Below are 22,917 nucleotides of genomic sequence, written 5' to 3'. Positions count from 1 at the left end.
ATTTTTAAGAATTATGAAATCTAAAATAATTGTCAGTTTACTATTTATTGTCTTGTCTAAGTTCTGTTTTTGCCAAGAGGAAATTAAAGAAATTAAAATCTCAAAAAATGGTCAATCTTTAATTTATTCCGATGGAGAACCTTTCTTTTGGCTGGGTGATACTGCTTGGGAGCTTTTTCATCGACTTAAAATTGAAGAAATTAAAGAATACTTGGATAACCGAAAGGCTAAAGGATTCAATGTTATTCAATGTGTAATTTTAGCGGAATTGGATGGCGTAAATACACCTAATCAATATGGTGAGAAACCTTTAATTAATAATGATCCAACAAAACTGAACGAGAAATATTTTGAACTCATAGATTCTGTCGTAAAATTGGCAACAGAAAGAAACCTTTATTTGGCAATTCTGCCTACTTGGGGTGATAAAGTTACCTTAAAATATTCCGGAGCAGGACCAGTGATTTTTAACAAGAAAAATGCCTTTGAATATGGTAGATTATTAGGGGAAAGATATAAAAAATCCAATAATATTTTTTGGATATTAGGAGGAGATAGGCCTCCTGCTGATAAAGAAGATAGTTGGTTAACTATTTATTCAGAAATGGCAAATGGATTAAACACTGCTGAAGGTGCAAAGAAAACCTTGAAATCATTCCATCCAGGAGGTTATATCTGGGAATCTAGCCCCATGTTGCACCACGAAAAATGGATGGATTTCAATATGATACAATCCGGACATGCTAAATTAGATGTGCCTGTTTGGAAGTTTATTCAAACTGATCTCGCCCTTAATCCCAAAAAACCTACAATTGACGCCGAACCTTGCTATGAAGACCACCCTATAAATCCTTGGAATGGATGGGATCCTTCAAAGGGTTATTTCAGAGATTGGGAAGTAAGAAGACAATTGTATAGGTCTGTATTTGCAGGTGCTTTTGGTGTAACCTATGGACATCATGCCATCTGGCAATTTTATTCCCCAAATTTTGAACCTGTTAATTATCCCGATCGATCTTGGATTGATGCATTAAATAGACCCGCAGCCTATCAGGCCGGATATTTAAAAGAACTAATTCTCTCTAGGCCATCAACAGATAGAGTGCCATTGCAAAACATAATTATCAATCAAGATTCTTTAAATAATAAAAATTTTATGGTAGCGTTTTCAAATCGTGAAATGACTTATGCCATGATATATTTGCCAAATAATAAAGTCCTAAAGCTTAATATGACAGCATTTCCTAGCAAAACCATAAAATACAGTTGGTATAAACCAGAAAGTGGAAAGATTGTTGATTCAAATACATTCAATGTTAAAGAGCAATTGATTCTAAACCCTCCAAAGGATGAAAATAATACAGATTGGGTTCTAATTATTGATAAATTAAAATAAAAAGGGAAAGCGATGAGCTTTCCCTTTTTATTTTAAAAATATTTTAACCTTTTAAAAGCTCAGGTTTCTCTTTATATAATCGCCACATTAATTCTCCAAAAAGGGTATTGGTCCATGCAAACCAATGCCTGGTGAATTTTTTAGGATCATCTTTGTGAAATGATTCATGCATAAAACCAGTTCCCCCATGTGTGTTTTTTAGAGTTTGAACACACTTCCGGATTTCAGCATCGTCATTTGAAGTGTTTGCACGCATAATGATCGACATTGGCCAAATCATATCTCGTCCAATATGTGGACCTCCAATTCCTTCAGCAAATTTCCCTTTAAAGAAAAATGGGTTATCTTCAGATAGAATGAAGTTTCTAGTTCTCTGATAAACCTCATCATTTATATCAACTGCTCCTAAATAGGGAAGGGCCAATAGACTTGGTACATTTGCATCATCCATCATCAAGTAACTTCCAAATCCATCCACTTCAAAGGCGTAAACCCTTCCGTGTGTAGGATGATCTATAATACCATACTTGTTGACTGCTGCCTCAACTTCGTCGGCCAATGCTTCCATTTGATCAGCAAGTCCAGTGTTTTTCTTAACTTTTCTTAGGATTTCCGCAGACTGTCGTAAACTGACAATTGCAAATAGATTGGAGGGAATTAGAAAACCAAATATACTACTGTCATCCGAAGGTCGAAAACTCGATACAATCAATCCTACCGGTTTCACAGGATAACCATATCCATCAACCTGTAACGTGTCAGAACCTCTTGATGTGGTTCTTTCAAATTTATATGGACCTAAATTTTCCTTCCGTTGTTGCTCTTTAAATGTTCTCAAAGTCGCTTCCTGCGCCTTTACCCATGTATCGTCGAAGGCTGTACTATCATTCGTCTCTTTCCAATAACGATAAGCTAATCGAATTGGATAACATAGGGAATCTATCTCCCATTTGCGCTCATGCATCCCCGGTTTCATATCCGTATGGTCAGAAAACCATTCTCCCTTTTTTGTAGGATCATTGTAGAACGCATTCGCATAAGGATCAATATTGATGCATTCGGATTGTTTATTGATCAACCCTAATATCATATTCTTTAATTTAGGATCCTTATTTACAAATTGAATGTATGGCCATACTTGAGCACTACTATCCCTTAACCACATTGCGTCGATATCCCCTGTAATCACATAAGTTAACTTACGATCCCCTTTACTTTCATCATAAACTGTGGTGTCCAATGTGTTGGGTAGACAATTATTGAACATCCATCCTAGTTCTTTATCAGCAACATTTTTCTGGAATTCTTTTATCATATCTTCCACTAACTTGCTAGTGAAATGTCGCTTTTCTAAAGGTGTCCGGACTACTGGAAAATCATTTATGCTTGATGCAAATGAAAATTTACTTGCTAGCATTCCAGCACCTAAGAGTGCCGAGTTTTGTAGGAATGTTCTACGCTTCATATCTTGAGTACAATAGTTTTATAATTTATTTCTTTAGCAATATACAAATTGTCCGTGATTTTATATAGTGCAGACTAAACGATTTAGCGTTAAATGTGGCTAAAATTAAGGTTTGCTCAATTATTAAAAGTACCTTTGGAAGTTTTTAGGAATAAAATTTGATAGTATAGCCCAAACATCTCGACTAATAATTTATGAAACAGACGTTATCATATGCTTTTGCCGCAATACTGAGTCTCAGCGCTTTCGGTTCTTTGCAAGCACAAGTCAAAAATCAACCTTACTCTTACCAACATTACCAAAAGTATGATGAAGAGTTGTATTCACCTAATACTCGTTATCATACATCTTCTAAACCTTACCTTTTTAAAGGTACGCTTTTAGAAAAGATGGATTCCATTCAATCTTTGTATCCTACGCAATCTGATAATTGGTTCATGAGAAAAATCTTCAATGAGCATTTGATTGAAGTGGAAAAAGAAGACCATACTTTCTATCTGGATGTATTGCCTGATTTTGTTATCGGTACAGAAATGATCGATCCCGATAAAAGGACAACTTGGTTAAATACCCGCGGAATCCAAGCTGGTGTTACCATTAAAGATAAATTTACTTTTTATGGTAATTTCTTCGAAAATCAAGGAGTATTCCCAAGATATATTGATGAGTACATTCAGGAAAGCATGGTGGTGCCTGGACAAGCAATGTCTAAGAAAAGATTCAACAGAACAAAGGATTGGATGTATGCTACTGCGAATTTAACTTATGATTTCAGTGATTATTTCCAAGCAACCTTAGCTTATGATAAAAACTTTATTGGTGATGGCTATCGATCTGTTCTATTATCCGATTTCTCTTCCAATATGGCCCATCTAAAATTTACTGGTAAAGTTGGAAATGTACAATATACCTCAATTTGGGCATATATGACTGATCCAAATAATCCAAGAGTAGATTCTTTAGATTCTGGTGGTCGATTTGGGGATGGTATCAAATGGGGTGCCTTTCAATACCTAGACTATAACGTAACGAATAGATTGTCCATTGGATTCTTCCAATCTGTTATTTGGGCAAACCGTAATCAGGCCGGTCATAGGGGATTTGATTTTAATTATCTGAATCCTGTTTTGTTCCTAAGACCTGTAGAAAATAATAATATATCTTCCCCCGATAAAATGTTCTTAGGATTGAATGCAAAATATAAAATCCTAAATAACCTGACTGCTTATGGACAGTTCCTACTAGGAGAATTTACTGCTAAAGAATTCTTCGCAAATAACGGGTACAAACACAATAAATGGGGTGCACAAATAGGTGCTAAAGCATTCAATATATTTGGAGTTCAAAATTTAAATATCTTAGGTGAATATAACTTAGTGCGTCCTTATACCTATCAACATTTTGTTTCAATCTCAAATTATAGTAATAGAGGAGAACCTCTAGCGCATCCTAGAGGTGCTAATTTTAGAGAATTAATCGGTATCGCTAATTATTCATGGAATAGATTCGACTTCTCTGTTCAAGGGTTGTATAGCCGGTATGGAACTGATTCCTATGGAAACCTTGGTAATTTAATTAATTACGGAGGCGACATTTTCCAATCTTATAATACTGCTCCTAATACCTATGGTAATAAAATTGGACAAGGTGTTCAAAATGATTTATATTATGCCGACCTCAAAGCTGCCTATGTCTTGAACCCTAAATATAACCTTAGATTTGAAGTTGGTTATACTCAACGATACAATAAGATAGAAGGCGAAAAAACACAAAAATCCGGAGTAATTAATGTAGGCTTGCGTTCAAGTTTCCGTAATCTTTATGGAGATTTTTAGGATTATAGTATCTTTAAAGTATAAAATCAAAAAATGAAAAAGATATTAATCCTAAATGGACCGAATTTAAATTTACTTGGTGTGCGTGAAAAGAGTATCTATGGTGATCAATCATTCGAAAATTATTTTCAAAATTTGAAATCCAAATATGATGTCCTGGAATTACACTACTTCCAAAGTAATTCGGAAGGTGCAATCATTGATAAACTTCATGAAATTGGATTTTCATTTGATGGTATCATTTTAAATGCCGGGGCTTATACCCATACTTCTGTAGCTATTGCAGATGCAATCGCTGCAATAAATACCCCAGTAGTTGAAGTCCATATCTCAAATGTGCATCAAAGAGAAGAATTTAGACACCATTCCTACCTCTCTAAAAACTGTAAAGGAATAATTGTCGGATTTGGCCTTGATGGTTATAGATTAGCATTAGAAAGTTTTTTGAGTAATTAACTAGAAATTATTTTAGATAATAAAGGGCATCTCAACAATGCCCTTTTTTTATTCCTCTGTTTTAACCTTGTTCTTTACAACAATATGTAAGATCAATGATAATATGGCACCAGAACACATCACACCGAGCATTGGCCAGGCTGTCTCATTATGTAATACACTTACTAACGCTGAAGCAAATGCACCAATGGCCATTTGGATACATCCTAATAGCGCTGATGCACTGCCTGCCAATCCTTTAAATGGCGTAAGTGCAACAGCTGAGGTATTCGGAAAAATAAAACCATGGCCAAATAAAAAACAAAATATAAGTATTAAAGTTATCGGAAAGGTTAACATACCACTAGATAATACAATTATCATGATTACCCCGATAAATGCTTGCCAGATATTCGCAACCCGACTTATCTCTTCACTGCTGTGCTTTTTTAAAAAATAACGATTTAATTGTGTAGCAATAACCATTGCCGATGCAATAAATGCAAATGCAAGTCCATATTCGGCTTTGCTCAATCCAAAATATTGTTGCATAACAAATGAAGAGCCCGCTAAATAGGCATAGGTCCCAGCCGAAGCTATCGAGCCAATTAAACAATAGGAAATGAAAACTTTATTGCTTAAAACCTTCCAAAAATTTGAAATTATCGATTTTGGAGCTAAGGATAGATCCCTATTTCCTGAATAACTCTCCGGAAGTAAAAAAGTAGTAGCAATAAAAATCAATAGTGATAGTATCGCCAAAAAAAGAAAAATATTATGCCAGTCAAAATGTTCCAACATAAATGCTCCAATGCTCGGAGCTAAAATGGGAGAAACCCCAATCACTAACATCAACAAACTAAAAACCTTTGCAGCTTCTCGACTGCTGTAATAATCTGTAACCATCGCTCTTGCACCAACCATCCCTCCACAACTCCCTAGTGCTTGTAAAAACCTTAATAGAATTAAATGGTTGATATCCCGAGTAAATATGCACATTAGGGATGCTACAAAGTAGATTGCTAATCCTATTAATAATGGCTTTTTGCGTCCATATTTATCTAATAGCGGACCATAAATCATCTGTCCAAATGCTATACCAACAAAATAACTTGTTAAAGTTAATTGAACTTGGTCTACTGATGTATGGAAGTCTTCTGCTATAATATCAAATGCAGGCAAATATAAATCGATAGAAAATGGTCCTATTGCCGATAATAAACCTAATATCAGTAAAGTTACCTTCCTATTGTTTTTTAATGATTTTAACATGTATTTTATTATAAAAATAAAAACCCTACCGGATGGTAGGGCTATATTGTATTATATGTTTTTTATATCTTTTGGTTTTCTAAAGAGTAAAAAGATCCCAATCAGTATAAATGGAATACTTAAAATTTGACCCATGTTTAATAACATTCCTGCCTCAAAATCAACTTGGTCAATCTTAACATATTCAATTATAAAACGTGCGCCAAATAAGAGTATTAAGAATATGCCAAACAATTTACCTGGACGTGGATTCTTATTCTTATTGTAAATCGCCCACAAAATAAAAAAGATAATGACATAGGCTATTGCCTCGTACATCTGAGCTGGATGTCTTGGAACCTGATCAATGGTTTTAAAAATTACCGCCCAAGGTAAATCTGTTGGATTACCAATCATTTCCGAGTTGAAAAAATTGCCTAAACGTATAAACGCTCCTGCAATAGGAACAACTAAAACCAATCGGTCACATATCCACATGAAATTTGTCTTGCTGTTCCTTGAAAACAACCATAAAGCAGTTATAATTCCAATTGCGCCACCATGACTCGCTAATCCAGTAAATCCCGTCAATTGCCATTCCCCGTTCACCTGTTGGAATGGAATAAATATCTCTAAAAAATGCTCCTTATAATAGGCCCAATCGTAAAATAGACAATGACCTAACCTTGCACCCGCAAGCGTACCGATAAAAACATAGATGGTCAGTTTATCCAACAATTCCTGTGACTTTCCTTCTCTTTTGAAAATTTTTAACATCAAAAAATAGGAAACAACAAATGCTAACAGCCAACATAGGGAATACCATCGAACCCCAAAAGAACCAATTTTAAAGATTTCCGGTTCTGGACCCCAGGTAATAAAGCTTAAAATATCCTGCATACAGTAATAAAATGTCTGGTAAAGATAAGGTTTCGGTTTTTATTTTTGCGAAAATAGAGGAAATACTTATTTTGCGAGAATTAAATCAAGGCTATGGCTAAAAAAACATTGAAAGTAGAAGAAAAACCTTCTGTCGTTACAGAATCATCATTGGCTTTTTTTGAAAAATATATCAATAATCCCTCCCCAACTGGTTTTGAATGGAGCGGACAACGTTTATGGTTGGATTATATCAAACCTTATGTCGATGATACTTATATCGATAATTACGGAACCGCAGTGGGAATCATTAATCCAAAAGCTGAATATAAAGTGGTTATTGAAGCCCATGCAGACGAAATTTCCTGGTTTGTTAATTATATATCTAAAGATGGATTGATTTACGTCATCAGAAATGGGGGCTCAGACCATCAGATTGCACCATCAAAACGCGTAAATATACATACCGATAATGGAATTGTGAAAGCTGTTTTCGGATGGCCAGCAATTCATACAAGATCCGGAGAAAAAGAAGAAAGTCCTAACCTTAAAAATATCTTCCTGGATTGCGGGTGCACTTCGAAGGAGGAAGTTGAACAACTGGGTATTCACGTTGGTTGTGTAATTACCTATGAAGATGAATTCATGATTCTTAACAATCGTTATTACGTCGGAAGGGCCTTGGATAATCGTGCTGGTGGATTTATGATTGCGGAAGTGGCTAGGCTTCTCAAAGAAAATAAAAAGAAACTCCCCTTCGGATTATATGTTGTCAATTCTGTCCAGGAAGAAATCGGATTACGTGGTGCGGAAATGATTGCTGATTATATTAAACCTAATGTGGCTATCATTACCGATGTTACCCATGATACCAATACCCCAATGATCAATAAAATTACCCAAGGGGATTTAGCTTGTGGAAAAGGTCCTGTAGTTTCTTATGCTCCTGCAGTTCAGATTAATCTAAACAAACAATTAATCGACGTCGCTCAGAAAAATAATATTCCTATTCAACGTCAAGCTTCATCAAGATTCACTGGTACTGATACTGATGCATTCGCTTATTCAAATGGAGGTGTACCATCTGCGCTTATTTCATTACCTTTGAGATATATGCATACCACTGTGGAAATGGTACATAGAGACGATGTAGATAATGTCATTAAATTGATCTATGAAATGGTCCTAACCATTGAAAAAAATCAAGATTTTAGAACTTTTAGTAAATAATAAAACCAACCGATTAAATAAAATGGAAAACAATAATGTAAATCCAGAAGGACAAGAATTAAGTATCGAACTAACAGAAGAAACAGCAGAAGGAATCTATTCTAACCTGGCTATCATCACACACTCAAATACAGAGTTTGTTGTTGACTTCGTTCGTATTATGCCCGGAGTGCCTAAAGCAAAAGTAAAATCAAGAGTAATATTAACCCCTGAACATGCTAAACAATTAATGAAAGCATTGCAAGAAAATATTGCCCGTTTCGAAGGTCAAAATGGAACTATCCAGCCAAAGGATATGCCCTATCCATTAAATTTTGGTACTCCAAAAGGAGAAGCTTAATTTAATTCCATATAGCTTAAAAAGAACTACCCAAAGGTAGTTCTTTCCTTTTTATGATTTCGCACTACCTAATTTCTATAATTTTTAAAAACCTATTAATCCCAATATCTCTAAAGAATCTTTAATGAATTCTCATTTTTTGAACTTTCATAATCGATTCATCCTTAGTCTAAAAGGATTTCTCCTTAAAATTTGGAATGGGATTTGATTATTGGATATCATTGCCGATTCTGGCAATTCAATCATATTTAAAATGGATATTAAAGTAAGAAACCTTAGTAAAAAGGATTATAAGGATTTGAAGAAATCCATGGAAGAAGCTTACCATGGTTTGGTAGGGGATCCTTGGACTAAAGAAAATATTGTAGATCTAATTGATATCTTTCCCGAAGGACAGATTGCAGTGGAAGTGGATGGAAAGGTGGTTGCATGTGCTTTGTCAATCATTTTAAATTCTCAAAAAACCAATGTATACGATAAGTATTACACAATTATTGATGATGGTAAATTCGATAAACACGATTCAACAGGGGATACCCTGTATGGTATCGAAGTTTTCGTGCATCCAGATTTTCGATCATTAAGACTCGGTCGTAGGCTATATGACCAACGTAAGGAATTATGTGAGCAAATGAACCTGCAACGCATTATTGCGGGAGGTAGAATCCCAAATTATCATAACTACTCCGATAGTATGACCCCCCGTACTTATATTGAAAAAGTAAAACGTAAGGAAATATATGATCCTACGCTCACATTTCAACTTTCTAATGATTTCCACGTAAAGAAAATCCTTAAAAATTACCTTCCTGAAGATTCGGAATCTATGGAAGTCGCTACCTTATTAGAATGGAATAACATTTACTATGAACCTGATGCTCCTTCAAATTCTGCATCAAAACAAACCATTCGTTTAGGGCTTGTTCAATGGCAGATGCGTTTATTCAAAGATCTTGAGGAATTCTTCGACCAAATTGAATTCTTCGTAGATACGGTAAGTGATTATGGAACAGACTTTATTATGTTCCCTGAGTTTTTCAATACCCCTTTGATGAGCCCTTATAATGAGTTGCCCGAAAGGATGGCCATGGAAAAACTCGCTGAACATACCAAAGAAATTGTCGAAAGAATTCAACAGTTCGCAGTCTCTTATAACGTAAACATTATCTCTGGTTCCATGCCAATAATGGAACGTGGAAAATTGTATAACATCAGTTACCTCTGTCACCGAAATGGTAGCTTGGACCATTATAAAAAGATCCATATAACCCCAAATGAAATGAAATATTATGGATTAGTCGGTGGGTCTGAAGTTAAAGTATTTGATACAGACTGTGGTAAAGTTGGACTGCTAATCTGCTATGACGTGGAATTCCCTGAATTAAGTAGGATACTCGCCGATCAAGGTATGCAAATACTTTTTGTGCCTTTTATGACTGATACACAAAATGGATATATTCGAGTTCGTGCTTGTGCTCAAGCTAGAGCTATCGAAAATGAATGCTATGTTGCAATAGCCGGATCTGTAGGGAACTTACCAAGGGTAAATAATATGGACATCCAATATTCCCAATCCGCGGTTTTTACCCCCTCTGATTTCGCCTTCCCTAATAATGCAATTAAAGCTGAAGCAACGCCGAATACCGAAATGGTTCTAATTGCTGACGTCGATTTGTATGCCTTAAGAGATCTTCATGAATATGGTACCGTGAAAATACTGAAAGACCGTAGAAAAGATCTATATGAAGTGAAACTATTAAAATAAAACAAAAAATGGGCGTTATAAACGCCCATTTTTTTATAATTCTCGAATCCAAATATTTCTGTATGAAACTAGATCTCCATGATCCTGCAATGAAATAGGACCTGGACCGTGGGCCTTCATCTTTGGTAACCCTATATATTCCGTCGTACCTTGTAATTCTGTGTTGTATTGAACAACAACTCCATTATGAAGTACTGTAACCTGGCCTCTTTTTATAAGCATACCATCTTTATTAAATCTCGGTGCTGTATATAAAACATCATATGTATGCCAGCCACTTTCCGGTTTCCTAACTTCTGCCAATGGTGGACTCTGTTTATAGATACTACCGGCCTGACCATTTGTGTATGTTTTATTATTGTCATTATCTAATACCTGTAGTTCATATATGCCCTGTAAAAATATCCCGGAATTACCTCTTCCTTGACCTTCTCCCTTGATGGTCTCGGGGCTTTTCCATTCTATGTGTAGCTGGAAATCTTCGAATTTCTTGTTGGTAACTATTCCACCAGTTCCCGGCTTAACTGTAAGGATATTATCCTTTATCGTCCATTGGGGTTGACTCCCATCTTTTTCACTTACCCATTCTGATAGATTCTTCCCATCAAATAAAACTAGGGCATCTGAAGGTGCTGAATTCGCCTTCGTATTCACAACTCTTGGAACAGGTTCATAGAATTCGGTGTCCTGAGGTTGGAATTTTGTCTGTGCGCCTGCATAGGTTGCGCCTGCAAGCAAAGCTATTAGTAAAGAGTACTTTAACATAGGTTTAAGAATTTTGTTAGGGTAATATAAGAAAAAACATTATTTTTAATATGAAAAACCTCAAAACTTTATCAAAAATGGCCCAAACAACTCAAAAAATTTCCCTAGAAGATGTCCGTTTTTTCTCCCCAATTGGATTTTATGAAGAAGAACAAATTTTAGGTAATGAATTTTTTGTAAGTGTATCTGTAAGTTTCCCCTTTAAAAATCCAGATGCTGAAAATATTGAAAATACAGTAAATTATGAAGAACTCTATGCTATCTTAGTAGATGTAATGGGACCAAAAAGAAAATTATTGGAATCTGCTGCTGAAGATATCTTAAATAAAATTGTCGAAGTGTACCCTCAAGTTCAAATTGTAGATATTGCCATCAGAAAAATTAATCCACCTTTTGGAGGTGATATAGCAAAATCTGTGGTTTCTTTAAATTATTGTAGAGATTAGTCCTTTCCATTGTTTTAATATTCTTTTTCCTTCTTAACACAATTTGCTACTACTAATCTCTAGGTCAGTCTATTGTATTAAGAATATCATCTTTGAATTTTATTTTTCAGTCATTTTGGCTGCGATTTGTTGAATATATAAGACAATTTGTCTTGTAAATATTCCTTGAATCCGTTGGTACGTTAGTTGATTAATCAGTGATATATAATTGAAAATAAAAAATTAATAATAAGGAGGAATTAAACATGGCGTTAATCAAATTACCAGGAAAATCTTACAACACTGATGCAGTCAATCCATTCGTAAACAATGTATTTGATAATTTATTCAATGATTCTTTTATTTCAGATCGATTAGTAACTCGAGTTCCTGCAGTAAATATCACAGAATCTCCAGAAGCATTTAACATAGAAGTTGCTGCTCCTGGTTTACAGAAGTCAGACTTCAAAATCAATGTTGATAAAAATATCATCAATATTTCCGTAGAAAAACAAGAAGAAAAAGTTGAAGAAGGTAAAACATATAGCAAAAAAGAATTTAGTTACTCTTCTTTCTCTAGATCATTTACGTTGCCTGAAGTAGTAGATTATTCAAATATCGATGCTTCTTATGAAAATGGTGTACTAGATATCAAAATCGGAAAGAAAGAAGAAGCGATCGTAGCAAAGAGACTAATTGAGGTGAAATAAATTTAGTTGTTGGTTAGTTGATTAGGGCAGCATTTTTATGCTGCCCTTTTTTTATGCCTCTAATTTTTAATCCTTCTTTTGTCATCTGAATGTCTTTAAATAAAAAAAAATAATAAACTACTTAACACTGTTAAGTAGCTTTGGTTTAATATTCAATTATGATCGTTAAAAAAATAAAACATAAAGAGGATCTAAGATCTGTAATTCTTGAAGCTGCTAAAAAACTTTTTGTACATGAAGGATATGAAGCAACCTCAATCCGGAAAATTGCAAAAGAAATCGGCTTCAGTCCAACTACTATATATTTATATTACAAAGACAAAAATGATATCGTTTATGCTTTGCATCAAGTTGGTTTCGGAATATTAAAAGAAAGATTCTTCCCACTAATGGCAGTAGATAATCCTTTTGAGCGATTGAAAGCGCTCGGGAAATTATATATACAATTTGCATTTGATAATCCTGAGTATTACCAAGTTATGTTTATGATGAAAGAACCGCTTTCATTTTTAAATTCCCAAAAGGAAAATAATGAATGGATTGAAGGTGAATTAGTCATTGAATTTCTTAAAAATACAGTGATTGAATGTCAATCAAAGGGCTATTTCAAAGAAATGGATCCCATTGCCGTCACTATTCATGCTTGGGCAGCTGTACATGGACTCGTATCACTGCATGTTACTCAGCATCTTGATTGTATAAAAGATGTTTTTGATAAAATGGAAACGATGGAAGAGATTGTCTATAATTCATTTCAGGTATTAGTAGAATTAATGAACTCCTCAAAATAATATTTTTTTGAATAATAGGTTAACACTGTTAATAATGAAGCTTACAAACATACTAACCATTATTACAGCTTTTCTCGTCGGAATCTGTAATACAAGCTTGGCGCAAATAAATACCTTAGATCAATATATTAAACAAGGATTGGACAGCAACCTTGTGCTTATTCAAAAAGATCTTTCCTTGCGGAAGGCTTTGAATGGGTTGGATGTTGCTAGAAGCATGTACTTGCCTAATATAACTTTTGATCTTATGTATTCTCATGCAGATGGTGGCCGATCAATAGATCTTCCAATTGGGGACATGTTAAACCCCGTGTATGCCACCCTAAATCAATTGACCCAAAGTGAAAATTTCCCCCAAATTAACAATGAGCAAATAAACTTCTTGCCAAAAAATTATTATGACGCGAAAATTCGAACTGCTGTTCCGATTATTAATACAGACCTAAAACATAACAAAGTAATGCGTGAAAAAATGGTCGAATTGAGCAAAAATGATATTGAACTCTATAAAAGGGAACTCGTTAAAGATATCAAAATAGCTTATTACAATTATTTAAGTGCTCTTCAAGCTAAAGAGATTTACGAAAATTCCCTTGCTCTCGCCAATGAAGGTAAACGCGTCAATGAAAAATTATTGGAAGCTGGTAAAGGATTGCCAGCTTATGTCATTCGAGCGAATGCTGAAATTGCTCAGCACGAATCTAAAATTGCTGATGCTGAACAGCAAATTCGAAACGCAAAATTTTATTTCAATTCCTTATTGAATAGAGATCCTGATTCTCCGATAGATTATTTTTTGGAAACGAATCAGCTGGACAGCGTTCAAAATGCAGAACTTGAAATAGATATTAACGGCAGAGAGGAAATAAAGTCTCTTGAAAGTAACATTTCAATTCAGGAATCTCTCGTTGAAATGAGTAAACAAGTTTATATCCCCAAATTAAGCGCTTTCCTAGACCTTGGTTCCCAAGCTGAGGGTTTGAGAGTTAATAGAAATTCTCAATATTATATGATTGGTGCACAATTATCTTTCCCAATCTTTCAAGGAAATAGAAATAAGTTAAAAATTCAAGAGAACCAAATCGCCGTTGCTGAGGCACTGAATAAACTGGATCAAGCTAAACAACAGTTACAGCTTTCTGCAGAAGTGGCTAGAAACGAATTTTTTGCTTTGCAGAAAAGCTATGAAGCATCAAAAGTTCAGGTGGAAGCAGCCGCAACCTATCAGCGTTTGATTCTCAGAGGCTTTAATGAAGGCGTGAATACTTATATTGAAACAATCGATGCTAGATCACAATACACTAATTCTTTAATGGCAAATAATATTGCCGCATATAAATTACTCTCCGCATTCGCAAAGCTGGAAAGAGAAAATGCAACTTACCCTTTAAACTAAGATCATGAAAATAAGCAATATTACCCTCATTATATTGATGGCTTCTTTAGGAGTTAATTCCGGATGTCACAGAACTGAACGTCAAACTGAATTATCCATTCAAGATACTATTCCTGTAAAATTATTGGCTTTAAATTCTGGCTCGCCTGATGAAAGAATTGAAGCTACTGGCGTTTTTACAACAGATGATGAAACTTTACTAAGTTTTAAAAACGGAGGTGTAATTTCTCGAATCTCTGTAAAAGAAGGTGATCCCGTCAAAAAAGGCCAGCTTTTAGCTTCAGTATTAAGTTCCGAAGTAGATGCAAAAGCAGGTCAGGCGCGTCTTGCAGTCGAAAAAGCTAAAAGAGATTACGATAGAGCCTTTAAATTATTCCATGATAGCGTCGCAACTTTAGAGCAAATGCAAAATGCTAAAACAGCTTTAGATTTAGCTCAGCAGGATTTAAAATCAGTCAATTTCAACCAACAATATTCAAATATTTATTCCCCAGTATCAGGATTCGTATTGGCAAAATTAGCAAACCATGGACAGGTCGTTGGACCAGGAACCCCCATTCTACAGGTTAATGGTGCCAGCAATTCTAAATGGAATTTAAAAGTAGGAGTTGCTGATCAACAATGGTCCCAAATTAAAATTGGTGATATAGCTAAAATTAGTACTGATGCCGTGCCAAATGATACTCTGAATGCTGTCGTGGCTAAAAAATCTGAAGGAATTGATCCTCAGTCTGGTACATTCTCTATTTTTCTAGAACTTACTGAAAAACCTAACTACAAATTAGCCTCTGGGATTTTTGGAAAAGCAATTATTCTGACATCTGGACAGAAAAATAGTTCTTGGTGGAAAATACCTTTCTCCTCAATCCTTCAAGGTAATGGAAAAGAAGGATATGTATTCATAACTGAAGATGGCAAAACTGCTAAAAAACAAAAAGTCAAAATTGCCAAAATTGAAAATAATGACGTCTTAATAGATGCTGGTTTAGAAAATGCAAATTCTATTATTATATCTGGTAGCCCTTATCTTGTCAATGGGTCTCCTATAATCGTTAAAAAATAACTCAATTTCTTTTGCCATGAGCTTAATTAGATATCCAATAAAGAATTATCAATTCACCATGATTATGGTATTGATGATTATAGTTGTTGCTGTTTCTTCGATGTTGACAATGCCTAGGGCAGAAGATCCTGATATGAAAGGTGTCACCTTTCCAGTGTTGGTGGTTCATCCGGGTACAAGCCCCAAAGATATGGAACAGTTAATTGTAAAACCTTTGGAAGGCAGATTCTATGCTTTGGACAATATTAAAAAAATAAAAACAACCATAAATAATAGTGTAGCATTTTTCTTTATAGAATTTGAATACGGCCAAGACTATGATGATAAATATCAAGAATTAGTAAGAGAGTTGAATGCTGCTAGATCTGAACTCCCAGATAATATCTATAGCATGGAAGTATTAAAGATTGACCCTACCAATGTAAGTGTCGTACAGATGGCGTTAATCTCCGAAAATGCTCCCCAATCCAGCATGAAAAAATTTGCCGATGAATTAAAACAAGATCTTGAAAAAGTTAAAGCATTAAAAGCTGTTGAGATTTCTGGGCTTCCTGATCAACAAATAAGAATAGATCTCAACCAAGCAAAACTTGCTGAATTAAATATTACAATGAATCGAATCATTCAAGCGATTCAAAGCGAAAATCAAAATATCCCCGCTGGAAGCATCAATGCTGGAACTCAATCCTTCGCTGTAAAAAGCTCTGGAAATTATCAAAGCATACAAGATATTCAGAATACAATTGTTGCCAGTGCTCAAGGTAAAAATATCCTGTTAAAGGATGTAGCTGATATTTATCCAACATTTGGTATTAACAGCCATATTACACGATTGAATGGATTTAGTTCTGTCTTGATAACTGCAGCTCAAAAGGAAGGAATGAATATCTCCGACACACAGACTGAATATTTAAAAGTAATTGATGCATTTAAATCACGCCTGCCCGAAAATATCGATTTGGTTCTGAACTTTGATCAAGCTAAAAATGTTAACCAGAGACTGGGTGGATTGGCAATAGATTTCGGAATTGCTATTTTCCTTGTCTTAGTTACTCTTTTACCCCTAGGATTTAGAGCTTCTATCGTGGTAATGATTGCCATTCCCCTGTCACTCGGTTTGGGAATAATTGCCATGAATTTATTTGGCTACTCTTTAAATCAATTGAGTATCGTTGGATTTGTAGTGGCACTTGGATTAGTCGTAGATGATAGTATAGTGGTTGTTGAGAACATTGAACGATGGATGCGTGAAGGATATTCTAAAATTGAAGCCGCTATTAAAGGAACTGAACAGATTGCTTTAGCTGTTTTGGGTTGTACGGTAACTTTAGTTATCGCGTTTATGCCGCTAGTGTTTATGCCTGAAATGGCTGGAGAATTTATCCGTAGTATGCCTATTGCTGTAATTTCTTCAGTTGTGGGATCAATGTTTGTTGCACTTTTAGTCGTACCATTCCTGTCTAGTAAATTGTTAAAACCCCACCCTCATGAAGGTGGAAATGCTATACTTAGAGGTATGCAGAGTCTAATCCATAAATCATATGGCGTATTCCTCGATAAAGCGTTGAAACATCCCGGTCGTACTGCATTAATTGCACTCTCAATATTCTTAGGTTCATTAGCCTTAATCCCAGCAGTTGGATTTAGTCTTTTTCCTCCTTCTGAAAAACCTCAATTCATGATACATATCAATACAGCACTACAAGCTAATTTACAGACAACAGATAGTATTACGAATGAAATAGAAAAAGAACTCAAGCAAATACCCGATGTGAAATATTTTACCGCTAATGTTGGAAAAGGTAATCCTAGGGTATATTACAATATGCAGCAAGCAAGAGAAGATGTCTCTTATGCAGATATATTTGTTCAGCTTCATGATGATGTTAAATCAAAAGATAAAATCAAATTGATTGAAGATTTAAGAATGAAATGGACACCTTATTTGGGCGCAAAAATTGAAGTAAGAGACTTTGAACAAGGAGTTCCAATTATCTCTCCTGTTGAGGTCAGGATTTTTGGAGACAATCTAGATACTCTTCAAAATCTTTCGTATAAAATTGAAGACCTCTTGAAGAAAACTCAAGGTACAGAATATGTCAATAATCCAATTAAAAATAATAAAACGGACCTAAAAGTTAATATTAATAGAGAAAAAGCTATGGCATTAGGCGTGCCAACTTCAGCAATTGATCAGACAATTCGTGTGGCGTTATCCGGTTATAATGCTGGAACCTATGCTGATCCTAATTCAGATGATAATGATTATGATATTTTGGTAACCGTACCTAGAAATTCCGAACCTACTGTTGCAACTTTAGAAGGGATATATGTTGATAATGTAATTGGGACCTCTATTCCTCTTTCTCAATTGGCATCACTTGAGTTTGAGGAATCACCTTCAAATATCTATCATCAAAATAAAATTAGAACAGTCTCGGTTAATTCTTTTGTTAAAAAAGGCTTTGGAAATGATGAAGTCATAAACGCTGTTATTGAACAAATGGACAAATTTCCTTTGCCTGACGGATATAGTTATGAAATGGGAGGGGAAGTGGAAAGTCGTGAAATGGCTTTCGGAGGTTTTGGAACCATTATCATGATTACAGTATTTATGTTTATTGCTGTATTAATTCTTGAATTTAAAACATTTAAAAGTACCCTCATCGTTCTTTCTGTTATCCCGTTAGGTATCGTTGGTGCAGTATTAGCCCTTTTGCTAACAGGAAATACCTTATCCTTTGTGGCAACTATTGGAATTGTAGCACTGGCTGGTATTGAAGTGAAAAATACAATCTTATTGGTGGACTTTACTAATCAATTAAGGCGGGAAGGGATGCAGCTAAATGAAGCTATTGAAAAAGCCGGTGAAATTAGGTTTTTACCAATTATCTTAACAACCTTGACAGCTATTGGTGGTTTAATGCCAATTGCCTGGTCCTCTAATCCGTTGATTTCTCCTTTAGCAATCGTCATGATTGGGGGCCTGATCAGCTCAACTTTATTGTCAAGGATTGTGACTCCTGTAATCTATAAACTAATTCCTCCTACTATAGAAATAGAAAAATAAAAATACAAATAAAAAAAGGGTGCTTAAATATTATTTAAACACCCTTCTAAATTTTTATCTGTCTTATTTTTCTGATTTAAATCGACGATATTCTTCCTCAAGATCTTCATATCTTTTTTTCCAATCTTCAGGTGTCCTAGAAGAAATGTTTTTTAAACTTTTAAGCTGGAAAGATAGAATACATGATGCCATTCCCGCAGATAAAATCGCGATTCCTGTCCATAATACTATGGTCATTCCAGCAAATACTGGGTTCCATAATAATATAAAACTGAAGATAATCCCCAAAATCGAAAAGAATAAAATCCATCCCCAATTTTTTGATCCATATTGCTTTAATTCTAAGGATAATGATAGATATTGAATGGATTTAAACATGACGAAAAATCCAATTATAAATGGCAAAGTTGCCATTGAAATAGCTGGATGGGTGATTAATAATATACCAAAAATCGCATTTAAAATCCCACCCGTCAAATACCATCCCCAACCGTCTAGCTCATTTTTATTGTTTAATGAAAAAATAATTTCAGCAATTCCCGAAAATAAAAATGAAATACTAAATACAAAGGAAAGCGCTAAAAAAGAGGTGACAGGCGTTGATATTACATAAAAACCTAAGATAATTAAGATAATTCCAACGATTAAAGGTAGATACCATTGCTTTATGGCAGACCTAACTGATTTAAGAAAATTTTCCATGATAATATGTTTTAGTTTCCTGTGATAATTTTTTATGATTCTCTAATACTATCAAATTAATAAAATTTTCAGCCTAAAAAAAGTATTGTAATGAATGTCATATTATTGGTTAATCTTAAGGAATAAACTTACTTAGGTGCTTGGAATAATTAACTTCAAAACAAAATGGCTTTACCCTTGTTTAATTTTTAAACGACAACTATGAAAAAACTATGTATACTAGGTGCTGCTTTATTCATGTTAGCATGTAACAATCAAAATAAACAGTCGAATCAACAAATCGACGAAAACAAAACAGGTGGTATTGCGGAAGGCTCAAGTGATGGTGCAATTCCTGCAAACAACCCCGCAGATGTTTTGCCTTATGAGGCTAAGAAATTTATTGAAGAACATTTTCCTGGAAGTTCCATTATACACGTCGAAAATAAAACATCTCCAGTAACTGATGGAACCGTCTTTGAAGTCGAGTTATCTGACAAAACTGACATTGACTTTGATAAAGATGGTGCTTGGAGGGAAATTAGTACTGAAGGAAATGTAGTGGTCCCTACAGCAGTTTTGCCTGCTTCCGTTCAAGATTATATTAAAACTAATTATGCTGGCCAATCCATAAAATCTGTCGATATCGACATGGATGCAATGGCTGTCGAACTTAATAATGACCAAGATTTGGTCTTCGACCTAAACGGAAAGTTCCTAAGAGTCGATAAATAATTTCAAGAAATAAAAAATCCCTTGAACATTTGTCCAAGGGATTTTCTCATAGAAAAATTTTTATGAATTAAGACTTGCTAAACTCTCCTCCAATATCTTAATTTTTGCTTCAGCATCTGCCTTTTTATTTTTTTCGTTTTCAACGATTTCAGGTTTGGCATTCTGAACAAATCTTTCATTCGAAAGTTTCTTGTCTACTGAAATCAAAAATCCTTGTAGATATTCAATCTCCTTGGATATGCGTTCCTTTTCAGCATCAATATCGATGTTATTTTCTAACGTAATATAACACTCGTCTTTACCTGCAAGAAAACTTACTGCTCCACTTACTTTCTCCTTAACAAAAGTTAATTCCTCAATATTGGCAAGCTTAACGATACTATCCTGATATTTGCTATAATCAATATTTGTAGCATTTATAGCTAAGGGAAGTGCTACCTTAGGCGATAAGCCTTTTGAATTCCTAATGTTTCGAACTTCAGATATGATTTGTTGTACAGTCGAGAATTCTTTAATAAGCGATTCGTCAAATTGTCCAACTTTTGGAAAATCAGCAATAATGATACATTCCTTCTCAGTACGATCCCCAAAGATTTCATCATGCCATAGTTCTTCTGTAATAAATGGCATGAAAGGGTGCGCTAGCTTTAATACCTTTTGAAATAAGCCTTTTACAATTGCCAATGTCTCGCTTTCAATTGGTGATTGATAAGCTGGTTTTATTAACTCCAAATACCACGAACAGAAATCATCCCAAATTAATTTATAGGTAGACATTAATGCATCCGATAATCTATAATTCGAAAAATGCTCCTCTATTTCAATTAATGCTTGGTTAAATCTACTTTCAAACCATTTAGCAGCTGTTTTTTGTGATGCAGTTGCTTCTTTTTCAACAACTTCCCAGCCTTTAACCAATCTGAACGCATTCCAAATCTTATTGGCAAAATTTCGACCCTGTTCACAATAAGAAACATCAAACATTAAATCATTACCAGCTGGGGAAGATAATAACATTCCAACACGGACGCCATCTGTCCCGTATTGTTCCATCAATTCAATTGGATCAGGCGAATTTCCTAATGATTTTGACATCTTCCTGCCCAATTTATCCCGTACAATACCCGTTAAATATACATTTCGGAATGGCGGCTTTTGAGTATAATCATGACCCATGATGATCATTCTGGCAACCCAGAAAAATAAAATCTCTGGGGCCGTAACTAAATCATTGGTCGGATAATAATATTGAAAATCTGCATTCTCCGGATTTCTTACTCCATCAAATACCGACATCGGCCATAAGCCCGATGAAAACCAAGTGTCTAATACATCATCTTCTTGGCGAAGTCCTGATGCCATTTTTCCCTGGCTCTCAAATTCTTTAACGGCTTCTAACTCCGTTTTTGCAATCACCCATTCATTCTTCTCATTGTACCATGCTGGGATCCTTTGTCCCCACCATAATTGTCGTGAAATACACCAATCCTTAACATTCTCCATCCAATGCTTGTAGGATGCAAAAAACTTGTCAGGAATTAATTTAATTGTTCCGTCTTCTACATATTCCAACGCTGGCTTCGACAGTTTGTCCATCTTTAAAAACCATTGCATCGATAATTTCGGCTCGATAGCAGCATTGGTACGCTCTGAAAATCCAACTTGTGATTTATAGTCCTCTATTTTTTCAATCTGACCAGCTTCTTCTAATAAAACTGCAATCTTTTTTCGAGCAATAAATCGATCCTCTCCGATTAAAATCTGTGCTTTTTCGTTTAACGACCCATTATCATTAAGAATATCAATCACTTCAAGATTATGCTTCTGACCTAACTCATAGTCATTCAAATCGTGCGCAGGGGTAACCTTAAGACAGCCTGTCCCGAATTCCATCTCTACATATTCATCCTGGATAATCGGTATTTCTCGATTAATTAAGGGTACTAATACCGTTTTTCCTTGTAGATGCTTGTAGCGCTCGTCTAATGGATTGATACATATGGCTGAATCAGCCATAATAGTTTCTGGACGCGTAGTGGCAATAATAACGGACTCTTCCGAATCTTTAATTTGATAACGAATGTAATATAGTTTCTGATTTACTTCCTTGCGGATAACTTCCTCATCTGATAATGCAGTTTTACCTTCTGGATCCCAGTTAACCATACGGATACCACGGTAAATATATCCCTCTTTATAGAATTTAATAAAAGTATCTAGAACAGCTTCCGATAAATCAGGGTCCATAGTGAATTTTGTCCTCTCCCAATCACAGGATGCACCTAACTTCTCCAATTGTTTTAATATGATGCCGCCATATTTTTCCTTCCATTCCCATGCATATTCTAAAAACTCCTCCCTGCTAATCGAGGATTTTTCAATGCCTTTCTCTTTTAACATGGCAACGACTTTCGCCTCTGTCGCAATTGATGCATGGTCCGTTCCAGGTACCCAACACGCATTTTTCCCTTGCATTCGTGCACGGCGAATTAACACATCTTGAATCGTATTATTCAACATATGACCCATATGCAGTACTCCAGTGACATTGGGCGGTGGCATGACTATCGTATAGGGTTCCCGATCATCTGGTACCGAACGGAAAAATCCGTGCGACATCCAGTACGAATACCACTTATCTTCTGCTTCTTTTGGATTGTACGTCTTTGCTATGCTCATGATAGT

At 35.1% G+C, this 22,917-nt stretch carries 19 protein-coding genes; 13 read left to right on the top strand and 6 right to left on the bottom strand.

Annotated features, from left to right (window positions below; all coding sequences use genetic code 11):
• Nucleotides 1-13: 13 nt before the first annotated feature.
• Nucleotides 14-1,396 (top strand): glycoside hydrolase family 140 protein, encoded by a 1,383-nt coding sequence (locus E0Y80_RS06950; protein WP_156306937.1) that lies wholly within the window; start codon nt 14-16, stop codon nt 1,394-1,396.
• Nucleotides 1,397-1,439: 43 nt separating this feature from the next.
• Here the strand turns inward: E0Y80_RS06950 and E0Y80_RS06945 are convergent, their stop codons facing one another.
• Entirely contained in the window at nt 1,440-2,861 is a 1,422-nt protein-coding gene (locus E0Y80_RS06945; RefSeq protein ID WP_156306936.1) for a glycoside hydrolase family 125 protein, read from the bottom strand.
• Nucleotides 2,862-3,055: 194 nt separating this feature from the next.
• Here E0Y80_RS06945 and E0Y80_RS06940 point away from each other — a divergent pair, with 194 nt between their 5' ends.
• Both E0Y80_RS06940 and aroQ read left to right on the top strand, forming a co-directional pair.
• Nucleotides 3,056-4,696 (top strand): gliding motility protein RemB, encoded by a 1,641-nt coding sequence (locus E0Y80_RS06940; RefSeq protein ID WP_156306935.1) that lies wholly within the window; start codon nt 3,056-3,058, stop codon nt 4,694-4,696.
• 33 nt (nt 4,697-4,729) lie between these two features.
• Entirely contained in the window at nt 4,730-5,152 is a 423-nt protein-coding gene (aroQ, locus tag E0Y80_RS06935; RefSeq protein ID WP_156306934.1) for a type II 3-dehydroquinate dehydratase, read from the top strand.
• 48 nt (nt 5,153-5,200) lie between these two features.
• Here aroQ and E0Y80_RS06930 read toward each other — a convergent pair whose 3' ends face one another.
• Entirely contained in the window at nt 5,201-6,403 is a 1,203-nt protein-coding gene (locus E0Y80_RS06930) for a multidrug effflux MFS transporter (RefSeq protein ID WP_156306933.1), read from the bottom strand.
• 51 nt (nt 6,404-6,454) lie between these two features.
• Nucleotides 6,455-7,282 carry a prolipoprotein diacylglyceryl transferase gene (gene lgt, locus E0Y80_RS06925; RefSeq protein WP_156306932.1) on the bottom strand — a complete coding sequence of 276 codons (828 nt, stop codon included), beginning with the start codon at nt 7,280-7,282 and terminating at the stop codon, nt 6,455-6,457.
• Between the two features lie 93 nt (nt 7,283-7,375).
• Between lgt and E0Y80_RS06920 the strand changes: the two genes are divergently transcribed.
• From E0Y80_RS06920 to E0Y80_RS06910, 3 genes are all read left to right on the top strand, one after another.
• Nucleotides 7,376-8,491 (top strand): M42 family metallopeptidase, encoded by a 1,116-nt coding sequence (locus E0Y80_RS06920; RefSeq protein ID WP_156306931.1) that lies wholly within the window; start codon nt 7,376-7,378, stop codon nt 8,489-8,491.
• 22 nt (nt 8,492-8,513) lie between these two features.
• Nucleotides 8,514-8,831 carry a DUF3467 domain-containing protein gene (locus tag E0Y80_RS06915; protein ID WP_156306930.1) on the top strand — a complete coding sequence of 106 codons (318 nt, stop codon included), beginning with the start codon at nt 8,514-8,516 and terminating at the stop codon, nt 8,829-8,831.
• Nucleotides 8,832-9,084: 253 nt separating this feature from the next.
• Nucleotides 9,085-10,596 (top strand): carbon-nitrogen hydrolase family protein, encoded by a 1,512-nt coding sequence (locus E0Y80_RS06910; protein ID WP_156306929.1) that lies wholly within the window; start codon nt 9,085-9,087, stop codon nt 10,594-10,596.
• A 33-nt stretch (nt 10,597-10,629) separates the two neighbouring features.
• Here the strand turns inward: E0Y80_RS06910 and E0Y80_RS06905 are convergent, their stop codons facing one another.
• Nucleotides 10,630-11,361 carry a 3-keto-disaccharide hydrolase gene (locus E0Y80_RS06905; protein WP_156306928.1) on the bottom strand — a complete coding sequence of 244 codons (732 nt, stop codon included), beginning with the start codon at nt 11,359-11,361 and terminating at the stop codon, nt 10,630-10,632.
• A 50-nt stretch (nt 11,362-11,411) separates the two neighbouring features.
• Here E0Y80_RS06905 and folB point away from each other — a divergent pair, with 50 nt between their 5' ends.
• The 6 genes from folB to E0Y80_RS06875 all read left to right on the top strand — a co-directional run bounded on the left by folB (nt 11,412) and on the right by E0Y80_RS06875 (nt 18,816).
• Nucleotides 11,412-11,807, top strand: coding sequence for a dihydroneopterin aldolase (gene folB / locus E0Y80_RS06900; RefSeq protein WP_156306927.1), 396 nt, complete (start codon nt 11,412-11,414; stop codon nt 11,805-11,807).
• A gap of 245 nt (nt 11,808-12,052) precedes the next feature.
• Entirely contained in the window at nt 12,053-12,496 is a 444-nt protein-coding gene (locus tag E0Y80_RS06895) for an Hsp20/alpha crystallin family protein (protein ID WP_156306926.1), read from the top strand.
• Nucleotides 12,497-12,654: 158 nt separating this feature from the next.
• Nucleotides 12,655-13,287 (top strand): TetR/AcrR family transcriptional regulator, encoded by a 633-nt coding sequence (locus E0Y80_RS06890; protein WP_156306925.1) that lies wholly within the window; start codon nt 12,655-12,657, stop codon nt 13,285-13,287.
• 34 nt (nt 13,288-13,321) lie between these two features.
• Nucleotides 13,322-14,683: a TolC family protein gene (locus tag E0Y80_RS06885; RefSeq protein ID WP_156306924.1), complete on the top strand. Its 1,362-nt coding sequence runs from the start codon at nt 13,322-13,324 to the stop codon at nt 14,681-14,683.
• Between the two features lie 4 nt (nt 14,684-14,687).
• Nucleotides 14,688-15,746 carry an efflux RND transporter periplasmic adaptor subunit gene (locus E0Y80_RS06880; RefSeq protein ID WP_156306923.1) on the top strand — a complete coding sequence of 353 codons (1,059 nt, stop codon included), beginning with the start codon at nt 14,688-14,690 and terminating at the stop codon, nt 15,744-15,746.
• Nucleotides 15,747-15,762: 16 nt separating this feature from the next.
• Nucleotides 15,763-18,816, top strand: coding sequence for an efflux RND transporter permease subunit (locus tag E0Y80_RS06875; RefSeq protein ID WP_156306922.1), 3,054 nt, complete (start codon nt 15,763-15,765; stop codon nt 18,814-18,816).
• 63 nt (nt 18,817-18,879) lie between these two features.
• On the opposite strand, the gene E0Y80_RS06870 is transcribed toward E0Y80_RS06875, so the two are convergent.
• Nucleotides 18,880-19,518 (bottom strand): HdeD family acid-resistance protein, encoded by a 639-nt coding sequence (locus tag E0Y80_RS06870; RefSeq protein ID WP_231595983.1) that lies wholly within the window; start codon nt 19,516-19,518, stop codon nt 18,880-18,882.
• 201 nt (nt 19,519-19,719) lie between these two features.
• Here E0Y80_RS06870 and E0Y80_RS06865 point away from each other — a divergent pair, with 201 nt between their 5' ends.
• On the top strand, nt 19,720-20,232 hold the full coding sequence (locus E0Y80_RS06865) for a PepSY-like domain-containing protein (RefSeq protein WP_156306920.1): 513 nt from the start codon (nt 19,720-19,722) through the stop codon (nt 20,230-20,232).
• Between the two features lie 60 nt (nt 20,233-20,292).
• Here E0Y80_RS06865 and E0Y80_RS06860 read toward each other — a convergent pair whose 3' ends face one another.
• On the bottom strand, nt 20,293-22,911 hold the full coding sequence (locus E0Y80_RS06860; protein ID WP_156306919.1) for a valine--tRNA ligase: 2,619 nt from the start codon (nt 22,909-22,911) through the stop codon (nt 20,293-20,295).
• Nucleotides 22,912-22,917: the final 6 nt, after the last annotated feature.

It is taken from the genome of Sphingobacterium endophyticum, assembly GCF_009733535.1.
Lineage (GTDB): Bacteria > Bacteroidota > Bacteroidia > Sphingobacteriales > Sphingobacteriaceae > Sphingobacterium > Sphingobacterium endophyticum.
The sequence above is the reverse complement of the archived record's forward strand: the minus strand, read 5'-3'. Positions and strand labels throughout refer to the sequence as shown.